The 15408-nt window shown below is 35.7% G+C and carries 16 protein-coding genes; 11 read left to right on the forward strand and 5 right to left on the reverse strand.

The features are described 5' to 3' along the window. Positions 1-260 precede the first annotated feature (260 nt). The 7 genes from ATHE_RS01140 to ATHE_RS01170 all read left to right on the forward strand — a co-directional run bounded on the left by ATHE_RS01140 (position 261) and on the right by ATHE_RS01170 (position 6650). Positions 261-1454, forward strand: coding sequence for a glycosyltransferase family 4 protein (locus ATHE_RS01140; RefSeq protein ID WP_015906852.1), 1194 nt, complete (start codon positions 261-263; stop codon positions 1452-1454). Between the two features lie 39 nt (positions 1455-1493). Beyond that, entirely contained in the window at positions 1494-3632 is a 2139-nt protein-coding gene (locus ATHE_RS01145; RefSeq protein ID WP_015906853.1) for a sugar phosphate nucleotidyltransferase, read from the forward strand. A gap of 72 nt (positions 3633-3704) precedes the next feature. After that, positions 3705-4691, forward strand: a complete 987-nt coding sequence (locus ATHE_RS01150) for a glycoside hydrolase family 5 protein (protein ID WP_015906854.1) — start codon at positions 3705-3707, stop codon at positions 4689-4691. A 205-nt stretch (positions 4692-4896) separates the two neighbouring features. Beyond that, on the forward strand, positions 4897-5262 hold the full coding sequence (locus ATHE_RS01155; protein ID WP_015906855.1) for a DUF2089 domain-containing protein: 366 nt from the start codon (positions 4897-4899) through the stop codon (positions 5260-5262). Positions 5263-5267: 5 nt separating this feature from the next. Beyond that, positions 5268-5702, forward strand: a complete 435-nt coding sequence (locus tag ATHE_RS01160; protein WP_015906856.1) for an SHOCT-like domain-containing protein — start codon at positions 5268-5270, stop codon at positions 5700-5702. A gap of 32 nt (positions 5703-5734) precedes the next feature. After that, entirely contained in the window at positions 5735-5992 is a 258-nt protein-coding gene (locus ATHE_RS01165; RefSeq protein ID WP_015906857.1) for a hypothetical protein, read from the forward strand. 184 nt (positions 5993-6176) lie between these two features. Continuing rightward, positions 6177-6650: a VanZ family protein gene (locus ATHE_RS01170; protein ID WP_015906858.1), complete on the forward strand. Its 474-nt coding sequence runs from the start codon at positions 6177-6179 to the stop codon at positions 6648-6650. Positions 6651-6684: 34 nt separating this feature from the next. Here the strand turns inward: ATHE_RS01170 and ATHE_RS01175 are convergent, their stop codons facing one another. From ATHE_RS01175 to ATHE_RS01190, 5 genes are read right to left on the reverse strand one after another with little or no spacing between them, the layout of a single operon-like run. Then, a complete protein-coding gene (locus tag ATHE_RS01175) occupies positions 6685-7176 on the reverse strand; it encodes a hypothetical protein (protein ID WP_015906859.1) in 492 nt (163 codons plus the stop codon). 6 nt (positions 7177-7182) lie between these two features. After that, complete coding sequence (locus ATHE_RS01180; RefSeq protein WP_015906860.1) at positions 7183-8694, reverse strand: TrkH family potassium uptake protein; 1512 nt, start codon at positions 8692-8694, stop codon at positions 7183-7185. A gap of 29 nt (positions 8695-8723) precedes the next feature. After that, positions 8724-8855, reverse strand: a complete 132-nt coding sequence (locus ATHE_RS15125) for a hypothetical protein (RefSeq protein ID WP_015906861.1) — start codon at positions 8853-8855, stop codon at positions 8724-8726. 21 nt (positions 8856-8876) lie between these two features. After that, on the reverse strand, positions 8877-9542 hold the full coding sequence (locus tag ATHE_RS01185; protein ID WP_013431228.1) for a potassium channel family protein: 666 nt from the start codon (positions 9540-9542) through the stop codon (positions 8877-8879). Then, positions 9539-10159, reverse strand: a complete 621-nt coding sequence (locus tag ATHE_RS01190) for a potassium channel family protein (RefSeq protein ID WP_013431227.1) — start codon at positions 10157-10159, stop codon at positions 9539-9541. The genes ATHE_RS01185 and ATHE_RS01190 overlap by 4 nt, the downstream gene beginning before the upstream one ends. A 161-nt stretch (positions 10160-10320) precedes the next feature. On the opposite strand from ATHE_RS01190, the gene ATHE_RS01195 reads away from it, so the two are divergent. From ATHE_RS01195 to ATHE_RS01210, 4 genes are all read left to right on the forward strand, one after another. Beyond that, positions 10321-12075 (forward strand): SpoIID/LytB domain-containing protein, encoded by a 1755-nt coding sequence (locus ATHE_RS01195; RefSeq protein ID WP_015906862.1) that lies wholly within the window; start codon positions 10321-10323, stop codon positions 12073-12075. Then, entirely contained in the window at positions 12057-13097 is a 1041-nt protein-coding gene (gene queA, locus ATHE_RS01200; RefSeq protein ID WP_015906863.1) for a tRNA preQ1(34) S-adenosylmethionine ribosyltransferase-isomerase QueA, read from the forward strand. The genes ATHE_RS01195 and queA overlap by 19 nt, the downstream gene beginning before the upstream one ends. Positions 13098-13191: 94 nt before the next feature. Then, on the forward strand, positions 13192-13830 hold the full coding sequence (locus ATHE_RS01205; RefSeq protein ID WP_015906864.1) for a coiled-coil domain-containing protein: 639 nt from the start codon (positions 13192-13194) through the stop codon (positions 13828-13830). Between the two features lie 100 nt (positions 13831-13930). Next, the gene (locus ATHE_RS01210; protein ID WP_015906865.1) at positions 13931-15394 is read left to right on the forward strand and encodes a TIGR02677 family protein; all 1464 of its coding nucleotides are present in this window, start codon (positions 13931-13933) and stop codon (positions 15392-15394) included. The last annotated feature ends 14 nt before the right edge of the window (positions 15395-15408 follow it).

The following is a 15408-nucleotide window of genomic DNA, read 5'->3' on the forward strand; positions in this document are numbered from 1 at the left end:
ATATTTTGAATATACCATAAAAAAAAAAAAAAGCAACATCAATAATGTCAAAATTTTGATAAAATATTTATGCAAGTTATATAATTTGCAAAAAGAGTCCTGAGGGAAAGATTTGCAAACTTAAAGTATTATAAATTGGAGAAGATAATATTAGAAAAAGAAATTAAAAATATAGAAAAATTTTTGTTAATACTATACACAAAGTGGTATAAATTATATAAACCCTCTTAAAAAATTGCCAAAAGAAAGGAGATGAATGGTTGCGGATACTGCAGCTTACTTGGGAATATCCACCAAGGATTGTTGGCGGCATCTCAAGGGTGGTCAGAAGCATTTCACAGAAGCTATCTGAAACAGACATAGTTTGTGTTGTTACCATTTCAGAAGATTACGAAAGAATAGAAGATCATGGGAGTCTTAAAATATTTAGAGTTCCAGTGTATCCACTAAATTCCCTTAACTTTATCGACTGGGTTATGATGATGAACATGGCACTTGCTGAAAAAGCTATATATATTGCACAAAAGGAAGGAAGATTTGATATAATCCACGCGCATGACTGGCTTGTGGCATTTGCTGCGCGCATCGTTAAGTACGCTCTTCGGATTCCCTTGGTTGCTACAATCCATGCAACAGAACACGGACGAAACGGTGGTATATACACAGATATGCAGAGATTCATCCACAATGTTGAGTGGTGGCTGACATTTGAGGCATGGAAAGTAATTGTGAACTCTGAGTTTATGAAACACGAATGTGAAAGAATTTTCAGTTTAACACCAGACAAATGCATTACTATTCCAAATGGTATAGATTATGGTGAGTTTGCAAATGTAGAGTTTGATTTAGAATTTAGAAGAAAGTATGCAATGGACAGTGAAAAGATAGTCTTTTTCATTGGAAGACATGTTTATGAAAAAGGAGTTCACATCTTGATAGAAGCTTTCAGAAAGGTGCTTGATAATTTTTATGATGCAAAGCTAATAATTGCGGGCAATGGTCCAATGACAGGTGAACTTTACTCAAAAGCTCACTTTTTAGGGCTTTCACATAAAGTGATGTTTACAGGTTTTATTTCTGATGAAGAAAGGAAAAAACTATTTAAAGTTTCTGATATTGCTGTGTTCCCAAGTCTTTATGAACCTTTTGGAATAGTTGCTTTAGAAGCAATGGCATCAGGATGTTTGCCAGTTGTATCTGACACAGGAGGTTTTTCTGAGATTGTAAAACACCTTCACAACGGACTTACTTTTTTCTGCGGGAATTCAAATTCACTTGCTGATATGATTTTGCTTGCTTTGAAAGATAGTACACTTCGACAAAAATTGTCAAAACAAGCCCAGTCTGATGCAAAAGAAATTTATTCATGGGATGAGATAGTGAAAAGACTGAAAAATGTGTACCAGATGATTGTCACAGAAGCCAAAAAGATGGAATGGTTTTCAGTACGTTAGAGGAAAATTTCAAATCAAAAGGAGGAGGTCTAAAAAAGTATGAAAGGCGTTATAATGGCAGGTGGGTCTGGAACAAGGCTCAGACCCTTGACTGTCTCACTTCCAAAGCCGATGATACCTTTTTTCGGAAAACCTGTGATGGAGTATGCGGTAAAGCTTCTTAAAGCTCATGGCATTTTTGAAATTGCAACAACTCTTCAATATCACCCTGACAAGATAATCAACTATTTTGAAGATGGACAAAAATGGGGGGTTAATATCCAGCACTTTGTTGAAGACAGGCCTCTTGGCACGGCAGGTTCTGTCAAGAATGCAAAAGTTTTTTTGGATGATACTTTTGTCGTTTTGAGCGGGGATGGGATTACAAATGCAGACCTTACAAGAGCTATAGAGTTTCATAAGCAAAAGGGCAGCAAGGTCACAATTGTATTAAAAGAAGTTGAAATACCTATAGAGTATGGAATTGTTCTTACAGACGAAGAAGGAAAGATTCAAAGGTTTTTTGAGAAGCCTTCCTGGAGCGAGGTCTTTTCAAACCTTGCAAACACAGGGATATATATAATTGAACCAGAGATACTTGACTATATAGAAGATGGCAAACCATTTGATTTTAGCAAGGACTTGTTCCCTAAACTTTTGAAAGAAAAAGTCCCCATGTTTGGGTTTAAGATGGATGGATACTGGTGTGACATTGGAGATGTGGGAAGCTACATCAAAGCTCACAGAGATATATTTAAACTTGGTGGAATACTTGACCTTGATCTAAAAAGTTCTCAAATTTCCAAGAATTCCAACATTTCACTTAATGCGAAAATAAGTCGGAGTGTGTTTATTGGAAGTGAGTGTGAGATAGAGGACGATGTTGAAATAGGAGAGTTTTGTGTAATTGGTGATGGTGTAAAGATTGCAAAAGGAAGCAAGCTTGAGAGGGCTATACTGTGGAGCGGAAGTTTCATAGGAAAAAACTGTGAGCTCAAAAGCTGTGTCATCTGCAGCAAATCTATTTTGAAAGACTATGTAAGAGTGTCTGAAAAGGCAGTTGTGGGTGAAAACAACCTTTTGAAAGATTTTGTTGAGGTTAAAGCAGAAGCCAAAATCTGGCCAGAAAAAACAATTGAATCTGGCACAGTGATAGATGAAAACATCTACTGGGGAACAGAGGTTATAAAGAGCGTGTTTTGGGTTCGTGGAATTACAGGTGATTTTAATCAGGAGATAACACCCCAGTTTGGCATAAAACTTGGAAATTCAATCGGTTCTGTCTTTGACAGAAATGCAAGAATTTTAATTGGTGATGACTACACAGAAAAAAGCAGCGTTATTCGAAAAGCTATTGAAACAGGCTGCCAGATAACCGGTGCAAGACTTTACAGAACAAGAGGAATAATACTTCCAGTTTTCAGATACATTGTCAAAGACTATTATGATGCTGGCATTTATGTTCGATCAAGAGGTAACAGCATACGAATTGAAATATTTGACCATAATGGTATTAACATTGACAAATCACTCGAAAGAAAAATTGAAAACCTGTTTGTTACATGTGATTTCAGGACATCCTCAAACATCAATTTTGTCAATGAACTTGTCTCATCACCGCTTGAGATGTACTTTGCGAGGCTTGAAGAGACATTTGAAAGCGCCAAGTTCAAAGGTTTAAAGGTTTGCATAGTTTCGGAAGACAAATCTATAATTTCACTTTTTGACAGGATTTCTGAGCGATATGGCTTAAAGAGTACTTTAATCAGTGGTGGGTCTAAACAGTGTATAGAGAATCTTAAAAACATGTGTATACAGAGCGAATATGATGCGGGGTTTTTAATTGACAGACAAGGTGAACATTTCATTATGATGGTAGGAGATTGCACAGTATATGGGGAAAAGCTAAAAATGCTTCTTGCCTGGCTTGAGATGAAAAAGTTTAGGAATAATCATATTATATTGCCTGAGTTTTTCAAAGCGTTTTTGAGTGATGTAGACAAGCTTTTAGATGTTCCTGTAAGATATACGGGTAATGAGATTAGAGATTATATGAAAGTTATTTTAGAGGAAGGTATTAATTACTTTTTCTACTACGATGCAGTTTCATCAGTGATGCTAATATTGGAAAAACTTGCTGAAGTGAAAGATTTGATAGAAAAAGTAAAGAAATTAGAGGAAGTTCATGTGTTGAAATAATTAAAATATATAAGGAAAGGGGAATTAGAGTCTGCCCTTTCCTTTTGATTTTTTAGTAAAGGAGAGTAAACAATGAATAAATTACCAAAATACAAAGGATTCAATCTACTTGGTCTTTTTGTTCCAAATATGAGCTATGGATTTTTTGAAGATGATTTTAAATGGATGCAGGAGTGGGGATTTAACTTTGCAAGAATACCTATGAACTACAAGAACTGGTATGTTGAAGGGCGACCGGAAATAAAAGAGGAAGTTTTAGAAATGGTAGACAAGATTGTTGTCTGGGGGCAAAAGTATGGTATTCATATCTGTTTGAACATTCACGGTGCGCCAGGCTATTGCGTGAATGAAAGAACAAAAGAAGGCTATAACCTGTGGAAAGACAGAGAACCTCTTGAGTTATTTGTATTATATTGGCAGACATTTGCTAAAAGGTATAAAGGGATATCTTCAAAACATTTGAGTTTTAACCTTATAAATGAACCAAGACAGTATTCAAAAGAGGAGATGACAAAAGAGGATTTTATAAGAGTTATGACATATACAATTGAAAAGATAAAAGAGATTGATAAAGAGAGGCTTATTATAATTGACGGTGTTGATTATGGCAATGAACCTGTTTTTGAGCTCACAAATTTAGATGTAGCACAAGCTTGCAGGGCATACATTCCGTTTGAGCTTACCCATTACAAGGCAGAGTGGGTTGAGGAGAGTAACAAATTTGCTGAGCCATCGTGGCCGCTTGTACGCGAAAATGGTGAGGTTGTTGACAAGGATTATTTAAGAAGGCATTATGAAAAGTGGGCAAAATTGTTTGAATACGATGTTGGTGTAATTTGTGGTGAAGGTGGAGCATACAATAAAACACCCCATCATATTGTTGTGAGATGGCTGGCTGATGTATTGGATGTTTTAAAAGAGCTTGGGATTGGGATTGCGCTTTGGAATTTGCGTGGTCCTTTTGGAATTATTGATTCTGGAAGAGATGATGTCGAATATGAAGACTTTTATGGGCACAAGCTTGATAAAAAGTTACTCGAACTTTTGATGAGATTTTGAAAATATATGTCTAAATTTTTATAGTTGAATAAAATGGAGTCATATAAGATAAAAGTGTGACTCCATTTTTTATTTTGAAAAAACATATTTTAATAAAATTAAAATAAAAGTATTCTAAATTTTAATATTATTAAAATTACACTTGCAACATATTAAAATTTAGAGTATAATTAATTTCAACAAAAGAATAAGGGTGGCAAAAGAAATGAGGGTAAAGCTATTGAGCAAATGTCCTGTATGTGGTTCTGGGCTTGAAATTGTCAGGCTAAGGTGTCCATCTTGCAAAACTACTATAGAAAACAGTTTTGAGTATAACAAGTTTATGAAATTAACAGATGAACAACTTCAATTTGTTGAGATGTTTCTAAAAGCAAGGGGGAACTTCAAAGAAATGGAAAGGGAACTTGGACTTTCGTATCCAACACTCAGGGCAAGACTTGAAAGTATTTTAGAGGTACTTGGTCTTAAGGACAGTGGCAAGAGACAGGATACAATAGAAGTTTTAGAGATGTTAGAACGCGGTGAGATTAGCCCTGATGAAGCTATAAAAATATTAAAAGAGGAGGATTAAGTATTATGAAAGAGGAGATATTAAGAATACTAAAAATGGTAGAAGAAGGCAAACTTGATGCTGAAAAGGCATATGATATGCTTGAGATTATTCAAAAGAAAAGCTTTAGTCCAACTGAACAGCAAAATAAAGGTAGGATACTCAGGATATTGGTAAGTTCGTCGAATAATGATGAGGTTAAAATAAGTCTGCCAATTGAGTTTATAAAGAGCATGATAAAGGCGACTGGTCCAAAGTTTATTCAAAAGATAGTTGATCAGTCAATTCAAAGAGGAATTGAAAATATCACTCATGAAGATAATGATAAATCTAATTTTCAAAACATTTTTGAAGGTGTCGATATTAATATGGTTTTAAGTGCTATTGAAAGTGGTCTTGTGGGTGAAATTGTAAACATTCAATCTTCAAATGGGGATAAGGTTTATATTGGGATTGAATAAATTTTATTCTTATAAAGGTGGTTTTTAGGAATATGAGAATAATAGTAGGCAACCGCGATGAAAGAAAAATAAATACATATTTTCCTCTTTTTGCAGTAGCATTTTTGTTAAGATTCACACCAAAATTTGTGCTTAAACATACCTTAAAAAAAGCACAAGCAAAGATATCGTTTGATGACATGGATTTTAGAGCCATCTCACGCGCAATTTATTCTCTTGGAAAGTATAAGGGATTAGTTATTGTGGAGATAAAAGACTCAGATGGTTCAGAGGTGATAATAAAAATATGAAAAGGAAATCATGATGAGTTACTACGCATTAAAGGAAAGTACGCTAATCTTTATTTAAAGCAGTTTGCAACAAAATATTATTTTTAGTTTGTTAAATTAAGCTAATATAAAACTTAGCACATAAAGGCTATAATTGTAATGTATTAGATTTTTCATTTTAATATGGGAAGGGAAACTGATATTTATGAAAAGCAGAATTTACATAAGATGGGCACTTGTCTTTGTATGGATGACTGTAATTTTTTGTTTCTCAGCACAGGAAGGTGCTATTTCACATCAAAAAAGTTTTTCAATAGCAATTTTTGCGGAGAAATTTATAGAATTTTTTACGGGAAAGGATTTGATTAACTCTCATAATAGGAAGAATTTTGAATTATTTATAAGAAAACTTGCACATGTAACAGAATACTTCATTTTAAGTATGCTGTTTTACAAAGCGTTTTTTGAATGCAACAGAAATTCAAAAAAGTCTTTTATATTGACATTTATTTTTTCTGTTGCCTACGCAATTTCAGACGAAGTTCATCAGATATTTGTATCTGGTAGAGGACCAAGCGCTGTTGATGTAATGATTGATACAATTGGTATAATTGGCTATCTTTTGATTAAAAGGACAAAAAATATAATAAAAAATAGTTTAAAATTTTGTTGTAAATAAAATTAAACGGCTGGTCTAAAAAATTGGCCAGCCGTTACCATTTATATCTAAACACAGTCCACATAAGAAAACTGCCTATTGTGAAAATCAATATTCCAATGACAAGCCTGGTTTTGTCAACTTTTTCTTCAATTTCATAGCCTCTTTTTAAAATCTTAATTTGATATGCGTGTATATCCAAATCTCCGCCATGTTCCCTACAAGCTCTATTAAAAATTCCTTTTACATATACAGTATCGCCTTTTACTCCATGTCTTCCAAGATATTTAATTATTTTAGTATCTTCATATTTCAAAAAAATACCAATTGCATTGTTACCATCGTGAACATTGACCCAAGCGTAATTTCCTCTTTTCATTATTTCGCCTATAGCTTCTCCTTGAAACTCGATAAATTTGCCGTCATATTTAAAAGCATTATTTATAAGCGTATTGCTATCAATAGGTTTTGCCAAAGAAGTTTCGGTTAAATATGATACCTCTATTCCAATTAATATCAATAATAACATAAATAATTTTCTTGCCATCTTTTTTTATCCTTCCTTTGCCTCTTTAAATAGGAATGCGAAAAGAGCAATCACAGACATAAATTCAAGCCTTCCAACCCACATCATAAAAATATAGATAATTTTCAATGCATCTGGCATGGAAGGCTGGGTAATTCCAATTGAAAGTCCAACGTTGCCGAGAGCTGAGGCTGATTCAAACATTGCTGCCTTCAGAGGATACCCAAAAAACGTACCTGCAAGTGTTCCGAGCGCAAATGTTGAAATATACAAAAGTATAATAATTGATGCATTTCGAACATGCCTATCTTGTAATGTTATTTCTTTTAGATGATGAAACTTTTCAACAACAACTGCCGAATCAGGTTTTATCATCTTTTTTATGTCGTTTACAATAGCATTTGCAAGTATTGCAAACCTCAGTGCCTTTATACCACCTGCTGTTGAGCACACAGAACCGCCCGCAAGCATGGCAATAACTATAAGAATTATTGCTGCGTCTGACCATTCAGAGAAAAATTGCTGCGAGTAAAGTGTTGCAAATCCTGTACCTGTATGTGCAGAAAGAAAATGGTAAAATGTTTTTCTGAACGAAACTGTGCTATCTGAATAAATGCCTTTTAAAGCAACAGCACCAAGAAAACTCAAAATTGTTATTGTTGTAAAAAGGCTTTTTATTTCAGCGTTTCTGATACCTTCTTTATAATTACCAGTGAGGATAAAATAATGAAGCGCAAAATTTATTGTTCCTAAAATCATTATGGTCATGCAAATAATCTCGTATGACAGACTGTGAAAATAAATTGCATTTTGAGACTGAGGAGCAAACCCTGCTGTATCCCAGCCACCAAGAAACATCCACAGTCCTCTGAAAAATGCCATATCCAGAGGAAGACCTATTAAAACACCATTTATTGTCAAAGCCAAAGTCCCCAGAACAAGGTACAAAAGACTTACAGACCAGATTATCCTTGCTGTATGCATAACGTTAGGGAATATTTGTTCATCTCTTGCCTCACCCATGTATACCTTTAAAAGTCCGCGCATCCCTGATGCAAGAAAACTAAGGGTCATTAAAACCATACCCTGCCCACCGATGTAACAAATAAGATGTCGCCACATATTCAGTCCCATTGGTGCATGGTCTAAGTCCTGAATAAGAACAAGACCTGTTGTTGTATATCCGCTCATGACTTCAAAAAATGCATCCAGGTAGGATTTAAAATGTCCTGAAAGATAAAGAGGTACAGCTGAAATCAGTGCACCAAGCGCCCAAGTCAAAGCCACCATGCTCATTCCAGCGCCCCACGAAAACCTTTCTTCTTTTGTGTCCCTTCCAATAAAGATGAATATAAAACTTACAATAAAAAAAAGTCCAATACCAATCATAAGATTAAATAACATATTCCACTCGCAATACAAAAGAGAAGTTATTGCAGCTAATATTTCCACTATCCCAATTGCGCTTAAAGTTTTTCCTGTCATGTAAAGGACATGCCTAAGTTCTATATGACCATCTTTGAACTTGGTTTTGTACATTTTATCCAGCCCTCTTTTTCAGCACATTTTTATTTGTGACCAAAAAGATAAGGAATTAAAGTGACAATGGTACCAGCAGCGATGAATCCCAGTGCAAGACCAATTTCTACAAGTACACCAATGAATGTGGTTTTTAGGTTTTTTTCTTTTTTCTTGAGCATTGCACTCAATCACCCTTTTCGTTATTTTGAACTTATAAGACGCTTAAACTCTCTTTTAGCACTTTCACTTACAATTACAAGCAGTGTATCACCCGGCATTATAATACTGTCTCCAGAAGGGACAAATGTTTCATTTTCTCTCATGATAGCCCCAATTATACTCTCTTTGGGAAACGGAATATCTGCAATCTTTTTGTTTGCAGCAGGTGAATTTTGTTGAACAACCGCCTGAAAAACTATTATTTCCCCATTTTTTAACGTGGCAAGAACAGAAAGAGGTTCTATCTCCACCTCATGTTCGATTATCTTTGCGATAATATCAGTTGAAGATATCACATTGTCAACCCCAAGCCTTTTCATAACGTTTATGTTTTTAGGGTTGTTTGCCCGTGCTATAGTTCTTTTTACTTCAAATACTTTTTTAGCAAGCTGGCATGATATGAGGTTATCCTCATCCTTTCCGGTTACGGCAATAAAAAAGTCACACTTGTGGACCTTTGCATCAGCCAAGGTATCTAAGGATGTTCCGTCTCCTTCTATAACTGTTACGTTTGAAAACTCTTCGGCAACTTTCCTGCAAAGTTCTGGCTGCTGTTCTATAACTGTTATCTGATATTTTCCTCTCTCTGCTAAAAGCTTTGTTAAAAAATACCCTACTTTTCCACCGCCAATAATTACAATTTTCATTTATTCACCTTCTTTTCTGCCACTACCATAATATCATTTTCCTGAAGCCTGATATTTTTATTCTTGAAATAAAAGTGTTCATTTCGGATTATTCCAAAAAGATAGCAATTTTCAGGAAGAATTATTTTATCCAGACCTTTCCCAATATCATCTCTCTTTGGAGTAATGTACTTAAAAAATACATCATCTTTTCCAAACCTGTGCTTATGCCTTATTTCACGTGAAAGAAGAATTGATTTAATATACTCAACAGCCAAGGTTGTAGGACAGATTGTTTCAAGCCCGAGAGAATGAAAGATATCTTCTCTCAGAGGGTCATAAATCCTTGCTATAACCTTTGGTACATTATAAATCTCTTCAGCAATCTGAGCAGTCATTATGTTAGTACTATCATCAGGTGTTACTGCTGCAAGGGCGTCTGCCTTTTCTATCCCTGCTTGTTTTAAAACATCTTCATCTATTACAACACCCTGAATCTTCATGCCATTAAAGTCAGGTCCAAGTCTTTCGAAATTTTTTTGGTCAGAGTCAATCACAACAACGTCGTGCCCCTCATCTGCTAAAGACTTTGCTAATGTTGAGCCTACTTTTCCGCACCCCACAACTATTATATACAATTTTTCTGCACCCCTACTTGATATTACCTCTAAAAATTCATAGATTAAATTATATTCCTTTTGCAATAGACTCACAAGAGGGATTTTGATAAAATAAAGTAATAGAAAGTATATAAGATAATTAAATAAAAACTCATCGTAGGAATAAAAGGAGAGAAAAAATGGTTAGAAAAGTTTTGTGCGGGACTGTAGCGATAGTATTTTTTGTAGTTTTTTCATTTAATATATTACCCACATTTTCACAGACTCAAATCCCAGAGTGGATAAGAATAGGTGTGTTTTACACTGATACATATAAAAAGTCAAGTCCGGTAGATTCTGTAAGAATTGAGGCGAAAGGAAGCCTTTTTTTAGCTATTTCTGATGACAAAAACTTTATTACAATTGCTGATACACAAAAAAATAACCTTACGGTTTCAAAAGATGTATACAAAAAAAATAGTCAGGAAGGGCCAAATTATCATGTAGCAGTTGGAAGATATATTTCATACAAAACAGCAGAGAATAGCTTAAAAAATTTTTCTTCATTTAAAGATGCCTTTGTTGGCTTTGTAAATGGTGGGTATAGTATATTGATTGGCTGTTTTGACAATATAAGTGAAGCAAGTAAGCTGGCAGCAAAACTTTCCGGCGCCACCATTTTTTCTTCAGATACTATGGTGCTTGTAAAAGATGAAAATGGCAAAATACTTTTTGGATTTGACGGTCAAGGTACAAGGTTTTTGATGATAATTCCACAAAAGCAAAACGGAATTGAGAGAATAAAGATTGGTGATAGATGGTTCAGGGGCAGGGCTGAGTTTAAAAGAATAAAAGGTAGTGATATAACAGTTATAAATGTTACAAAGCTTGAAGAGTATCTGTATGGTGTTATCAGGATGGAGATTGATCCTCTGTGGCCAATTGAGGCTGTAAAAGCATTTGCAGTGATTGCCCGAACGTATGCTGTGAGAAACCTTGGCAAGCACCAGTTAATTGGGTTTGACCTGTGCCCAACAGACCACTGCCAGGTATATGGCGGTGCAGTAGACGGCACATATGGAGAAAAATGGGCAATTGCAGCTGTTGATGCAACAAGAGGTGAGATTATAACTTACAAAGGCAACCCGATTGACGCTGTGTATTTTTCATCAACAGGCGGTATTCCAACAGAGGATTCTGAAAATGTTTGGAGGTACCCTGTTGAGTATCTGAGGTCTGTTGACAACTCTAAAGAAGCAAAAAATTCAAAGTCGTCGTGGTTATTTCAGTTTACCAAAGATGAGATAAAAAATATGCTCAAAAAAAGAAACATAGACATTGGTGATGTTTTGGATATTCAAGCTCTTGAGTACACAAAAGCAGGAAGGGTTTTGAGGCTAAAAATTGTGGGCACACAAGGTGAATATGAGTGTCAAAAAGAAGCAACACGGCTTTTGTTTGGGCTTTACAGCCAGGCATATACAATTACAACAGATGCGGATGTAGCTGTGGTTGATGAAAATGGGAAGGTGAAAAAGGTAAGAGTGAGCAGCCAGAAGATTTTGTTCGAGGATGGGAGTGTAAAGAATGCAGGCTATGTTCGGAAAGATCAAAGCTCTGGCAATGGAGAATTTCTTCCACAATCAACAGCCCAGAGTGTATACCTTTCAACATATGATGAGGTGTATCAGCCTGACGATGTTGGAGGTTTTGAGAGTAAGCAGCAGACATTTTCACAGCAGTATATAGAGGTAATAAATCCGGATGGCAGCATTGACAAGGTGCCACTTGTCCCTACCACATACACATTCAATGGCAAGGGCTGGGGACACGGTGTTGGAATGAGCCAGTGGGGTGCAAAAGGCCTTGCTGAAAGTGGTTATAATTATAAGCAAATTATAAAATACTATTACACAGGAGTTGAGATTGAAAAAAGATGGGAAAATGGAAACTAAGCGACTTTCACTATGACTTGCCAGATGAGCTGATTGCACAAAAACCTGTAGAGCCGCGGGACAGCTCAAGGCTCATGGTTATTTTGCCAGACGGCAGGATTGAGCACAGAATTTTCCGCGATATAGTTGAATATTTAAATGAGGGTGACTGTCTTGTTCTAAATAACTCTAAGGTCATACCAGCAAGGTTAATTGGGCAAAGGGAAGAGACTGGCAGTTTTATAGAGTTTTTACTTATAAAAAGGCTTGATATAAACACATGGGAGGTCATGACACGGCCTGGAAAAAAGGCGAGAAAAGGGAGAAGATTTGTATTTGGAAATGGAGAGTTAAAAGCTGAGGTTTTACATGTAAACAGAGAAGAAGGTACAAGGGTTGTAAGGTTCTACTACGATGGGGTGTTCGAAGAGGTTTTAGAGAGACTGGGCAAGATTCCTCTTCCACCATATATAAAAGAGGAGCTTGATGATCTTTCAAGATATCAGACAGTGTACAGCAAAGTGCCTGGTTCTGCTGCAGCACCAACTGCAGGTCTTCACTTTACGGAAGAGCTACTTAGCAGAATATCAAAAAAAGGTGTTGAAATTTTGTATGTGACACTTCACGTTGGGCTTGGAACTTTTAAGCCTGTTAAGGTTGAAAATGTAGAGGAGCACAAGATGCATGAGGAGTATTATGAAATCTCTGAAGATGTTACAGAAAGAATAAATAGAGCAAAAGAACTTGGTAAAAGAGTGATTGCGGTTGGGACGACATCTTGCAGGGTTTTAGAATCGTGCTGTGATGAAAATGGAAAAGTAAAAGCTAAAAAAGGTTGGACAGATATATTTATCTACCCTGGCTATGAATTTAAAGTTCTTGACGGGCTTGTTACAAACTTCCATCTTCCGGATACTACCTTGATGATGCTTGTCTGTGCGTTTGGCGGATATGAGAGAATCATGAATGCTTACAAGATTGCTGTCGATATGCGTTATAGGTTTTTCAGCTTTGGAGATGCAATGCTGATATTGAGAAGATAAATTTATTTCTATAAATTCTAAAATTTGTTAATTTACAATTAATAGGTTTTAATATATAATAATCTTAAGCCAAAATAAGAGGAGTTGTTAAAATATGGATGAGATAAAGCAAATGTTAACTCTTGTCTTAGAAAAGGTTGATAGCATTGATAAAGGCTTGGAAGAAGTAAAACAAAGGCTTGACAGGGTAGAAGAAAGGCTTGATAGAGTTGAAGAAAGGCTTGATAGAGTTGAAGAAAGGCTTGATAGAGTTGAAGAAAGACTTGACAGAGTAGAGGAAAGACTTGACAGGGTAGAGAAAAGACTTGATGCAGTAGAGAAAAGACTTGATGCAGTAGAACAAAGACTTGATGCAGTAGAACAAAGACTTGATGCAGTAGAACAAAGACTTGACACTCTTGAGAAGAGGGTTGACAAGCTTGAGGTTGAGACAGCCAAGAATTCTGTTATGCTCGAAGATCTCAAAAGAAAACTTGAGCTTATGGCAGAAATCCAGCAATCTCACTTTGATCAAGACAAGCGTGAACATGAAGAGCTGAGAAGATATGTTGATGGCAGATTTGCTGTTATTGAGTTTGCTATAAAACAACTTTCAAGCGATATGGAAGAGATGAAAAAGGATATAAAAGAATTAAAAGAAAACAGAGTAAAGATTGAGGTTTTTTATGAAATCCTTGGTAGGCACGAGGTTGAAATAAGCAATCTCAAAAAAGCTGTATTTTCAGCAAATTAGAATAAGAGGGGCTGTATGTGAAAATGTTTCAGCCCCTTTTTTGTTTGGTAAGATGTGATATAATTTAAGATAAGATTTTGAGGGAAGGTAGAACTTTAAGATGATAAATAGTTTTCAAGCTCCACTTTTGGGCAAACTCAAATATTTTGAGTACCTCACAGCGCCTAACTCAGAAAGATACAGAACAATCATGAGATATTGTTTTTTGTGCCATTTAGAATACAAAAACAGGCTCACAAAAGAAGAGATATTTACATTTTTAAAAGGTTTTCCACAGTTTGCAGACTACACTGAACAGATGTGCGAACAGGACTTGAAAAGTCTTGTTGAGTGGGGCAATTTGAATTCAATTCAGGACACTTCAAAGACTAGAACTGTTGAGGAGTTTAAGAACAAAAGATTTTTATATGAACTTACACATATCGGACTTAAGATTGAAAGGTTTTTGTTTGAACTTGAAACTCAAGAGGACACAAAAGCAGAGTTAAATCCCAAGCATATTGAGAAGATATTTCTCTTGCTTCAGCAGGTGGATAGTATATTGCAAGAGCCACAAAAAAGAGCAGTTGACTGGTGGGACGAGCTAACAAGATCTTTTGAGGAGATTGAAAATAGCTATTCTGAATATATTTCAATGTTAAAGTCGTACGAAGCTGAAAATCTCATGATAAAAGAGAATTTTTTAGAGTACAAATCAAAGCTTGTGCAGTACCTTTACAACTTCTATATTGTATTTCAGAACTATCTTCCAAAAATAAGATCCATCTTTTTGCAATTAAAAAACTCTGAGGTTGAAAAGCTTTTGAAATATATAATCGCTCAGGAAAAGGAACATCCCAAAAACATATTCAAAGATCCAGAGAGTATAGAAAGGAATATAAAAGCAAGGTTTGACAATATAAAACTCTGGTTTGTTGCTCCCCATGGTCAGGCAGAAAAACTTTCTGATCAGATACAGGGACTTATAAAAAAGGTGTCTGACCTTGCAGCAAGGCTTTCAGAGATGTCGAGTGTCAAAGTAAACAGGCAGGAAGAGTACAAACACTTAGCAAAAATCTTTTCAAACCTTGATTTGGCAACCTGTCACAAGCTTTCTGCAGTTGTGTTTGGTGTGCTTTTGCCGCGATACATTGCAACCGAGGAAAAGAGGCAGAGCGAACTTGCAAGTCTTAGCATTCTTGACGTGCCGCCAATGAAGAGTTTGCTTCACTCAAGAGGAAGGCTTGTGAGAGAAAAGAGCAAAGTTTTGCCGGCATCTGAATTTTCTGAAGACAAGAAAAAAAGATTTGAGGAGTATAAAAAGAAGATTGAAGAGGAAGAAAAACTTGTTGCTGAGCTTATAAAAGATGGAAAAATTGAGTTTGAAAATCTTCCTGTTTTGACTCCACAGGTGAGGAAGAAACTTTTGGTGTGGCTTTCAAGAGGACTTTCAACAGGTTTTGGTAATACAGACTCAGGTAAAAGATTTAAAGTGGTAAAACCAAAGGATGGGAGATATTGTGTTTTAAAATCTATAGATGGTGAGCTTGAGATGCCGGCGTATGTGATTGAGTTTGTTGAGTAAAGAAAGGCAGGAAA

The sequence above is a fragment of the Caldicellulosiruptor bescii DSM 6725 genome (genome assembly GCF_000022325.1).
GTDB classification, from domain to species: domain Bacteria; phylum Bacillota; class Thermoanaerobacteria; order Caldicellulosiruptorales; family Caldicellulosiruptoraceae; genus Caldicellulosiruptor; species Caldicellulosiruptor bescii.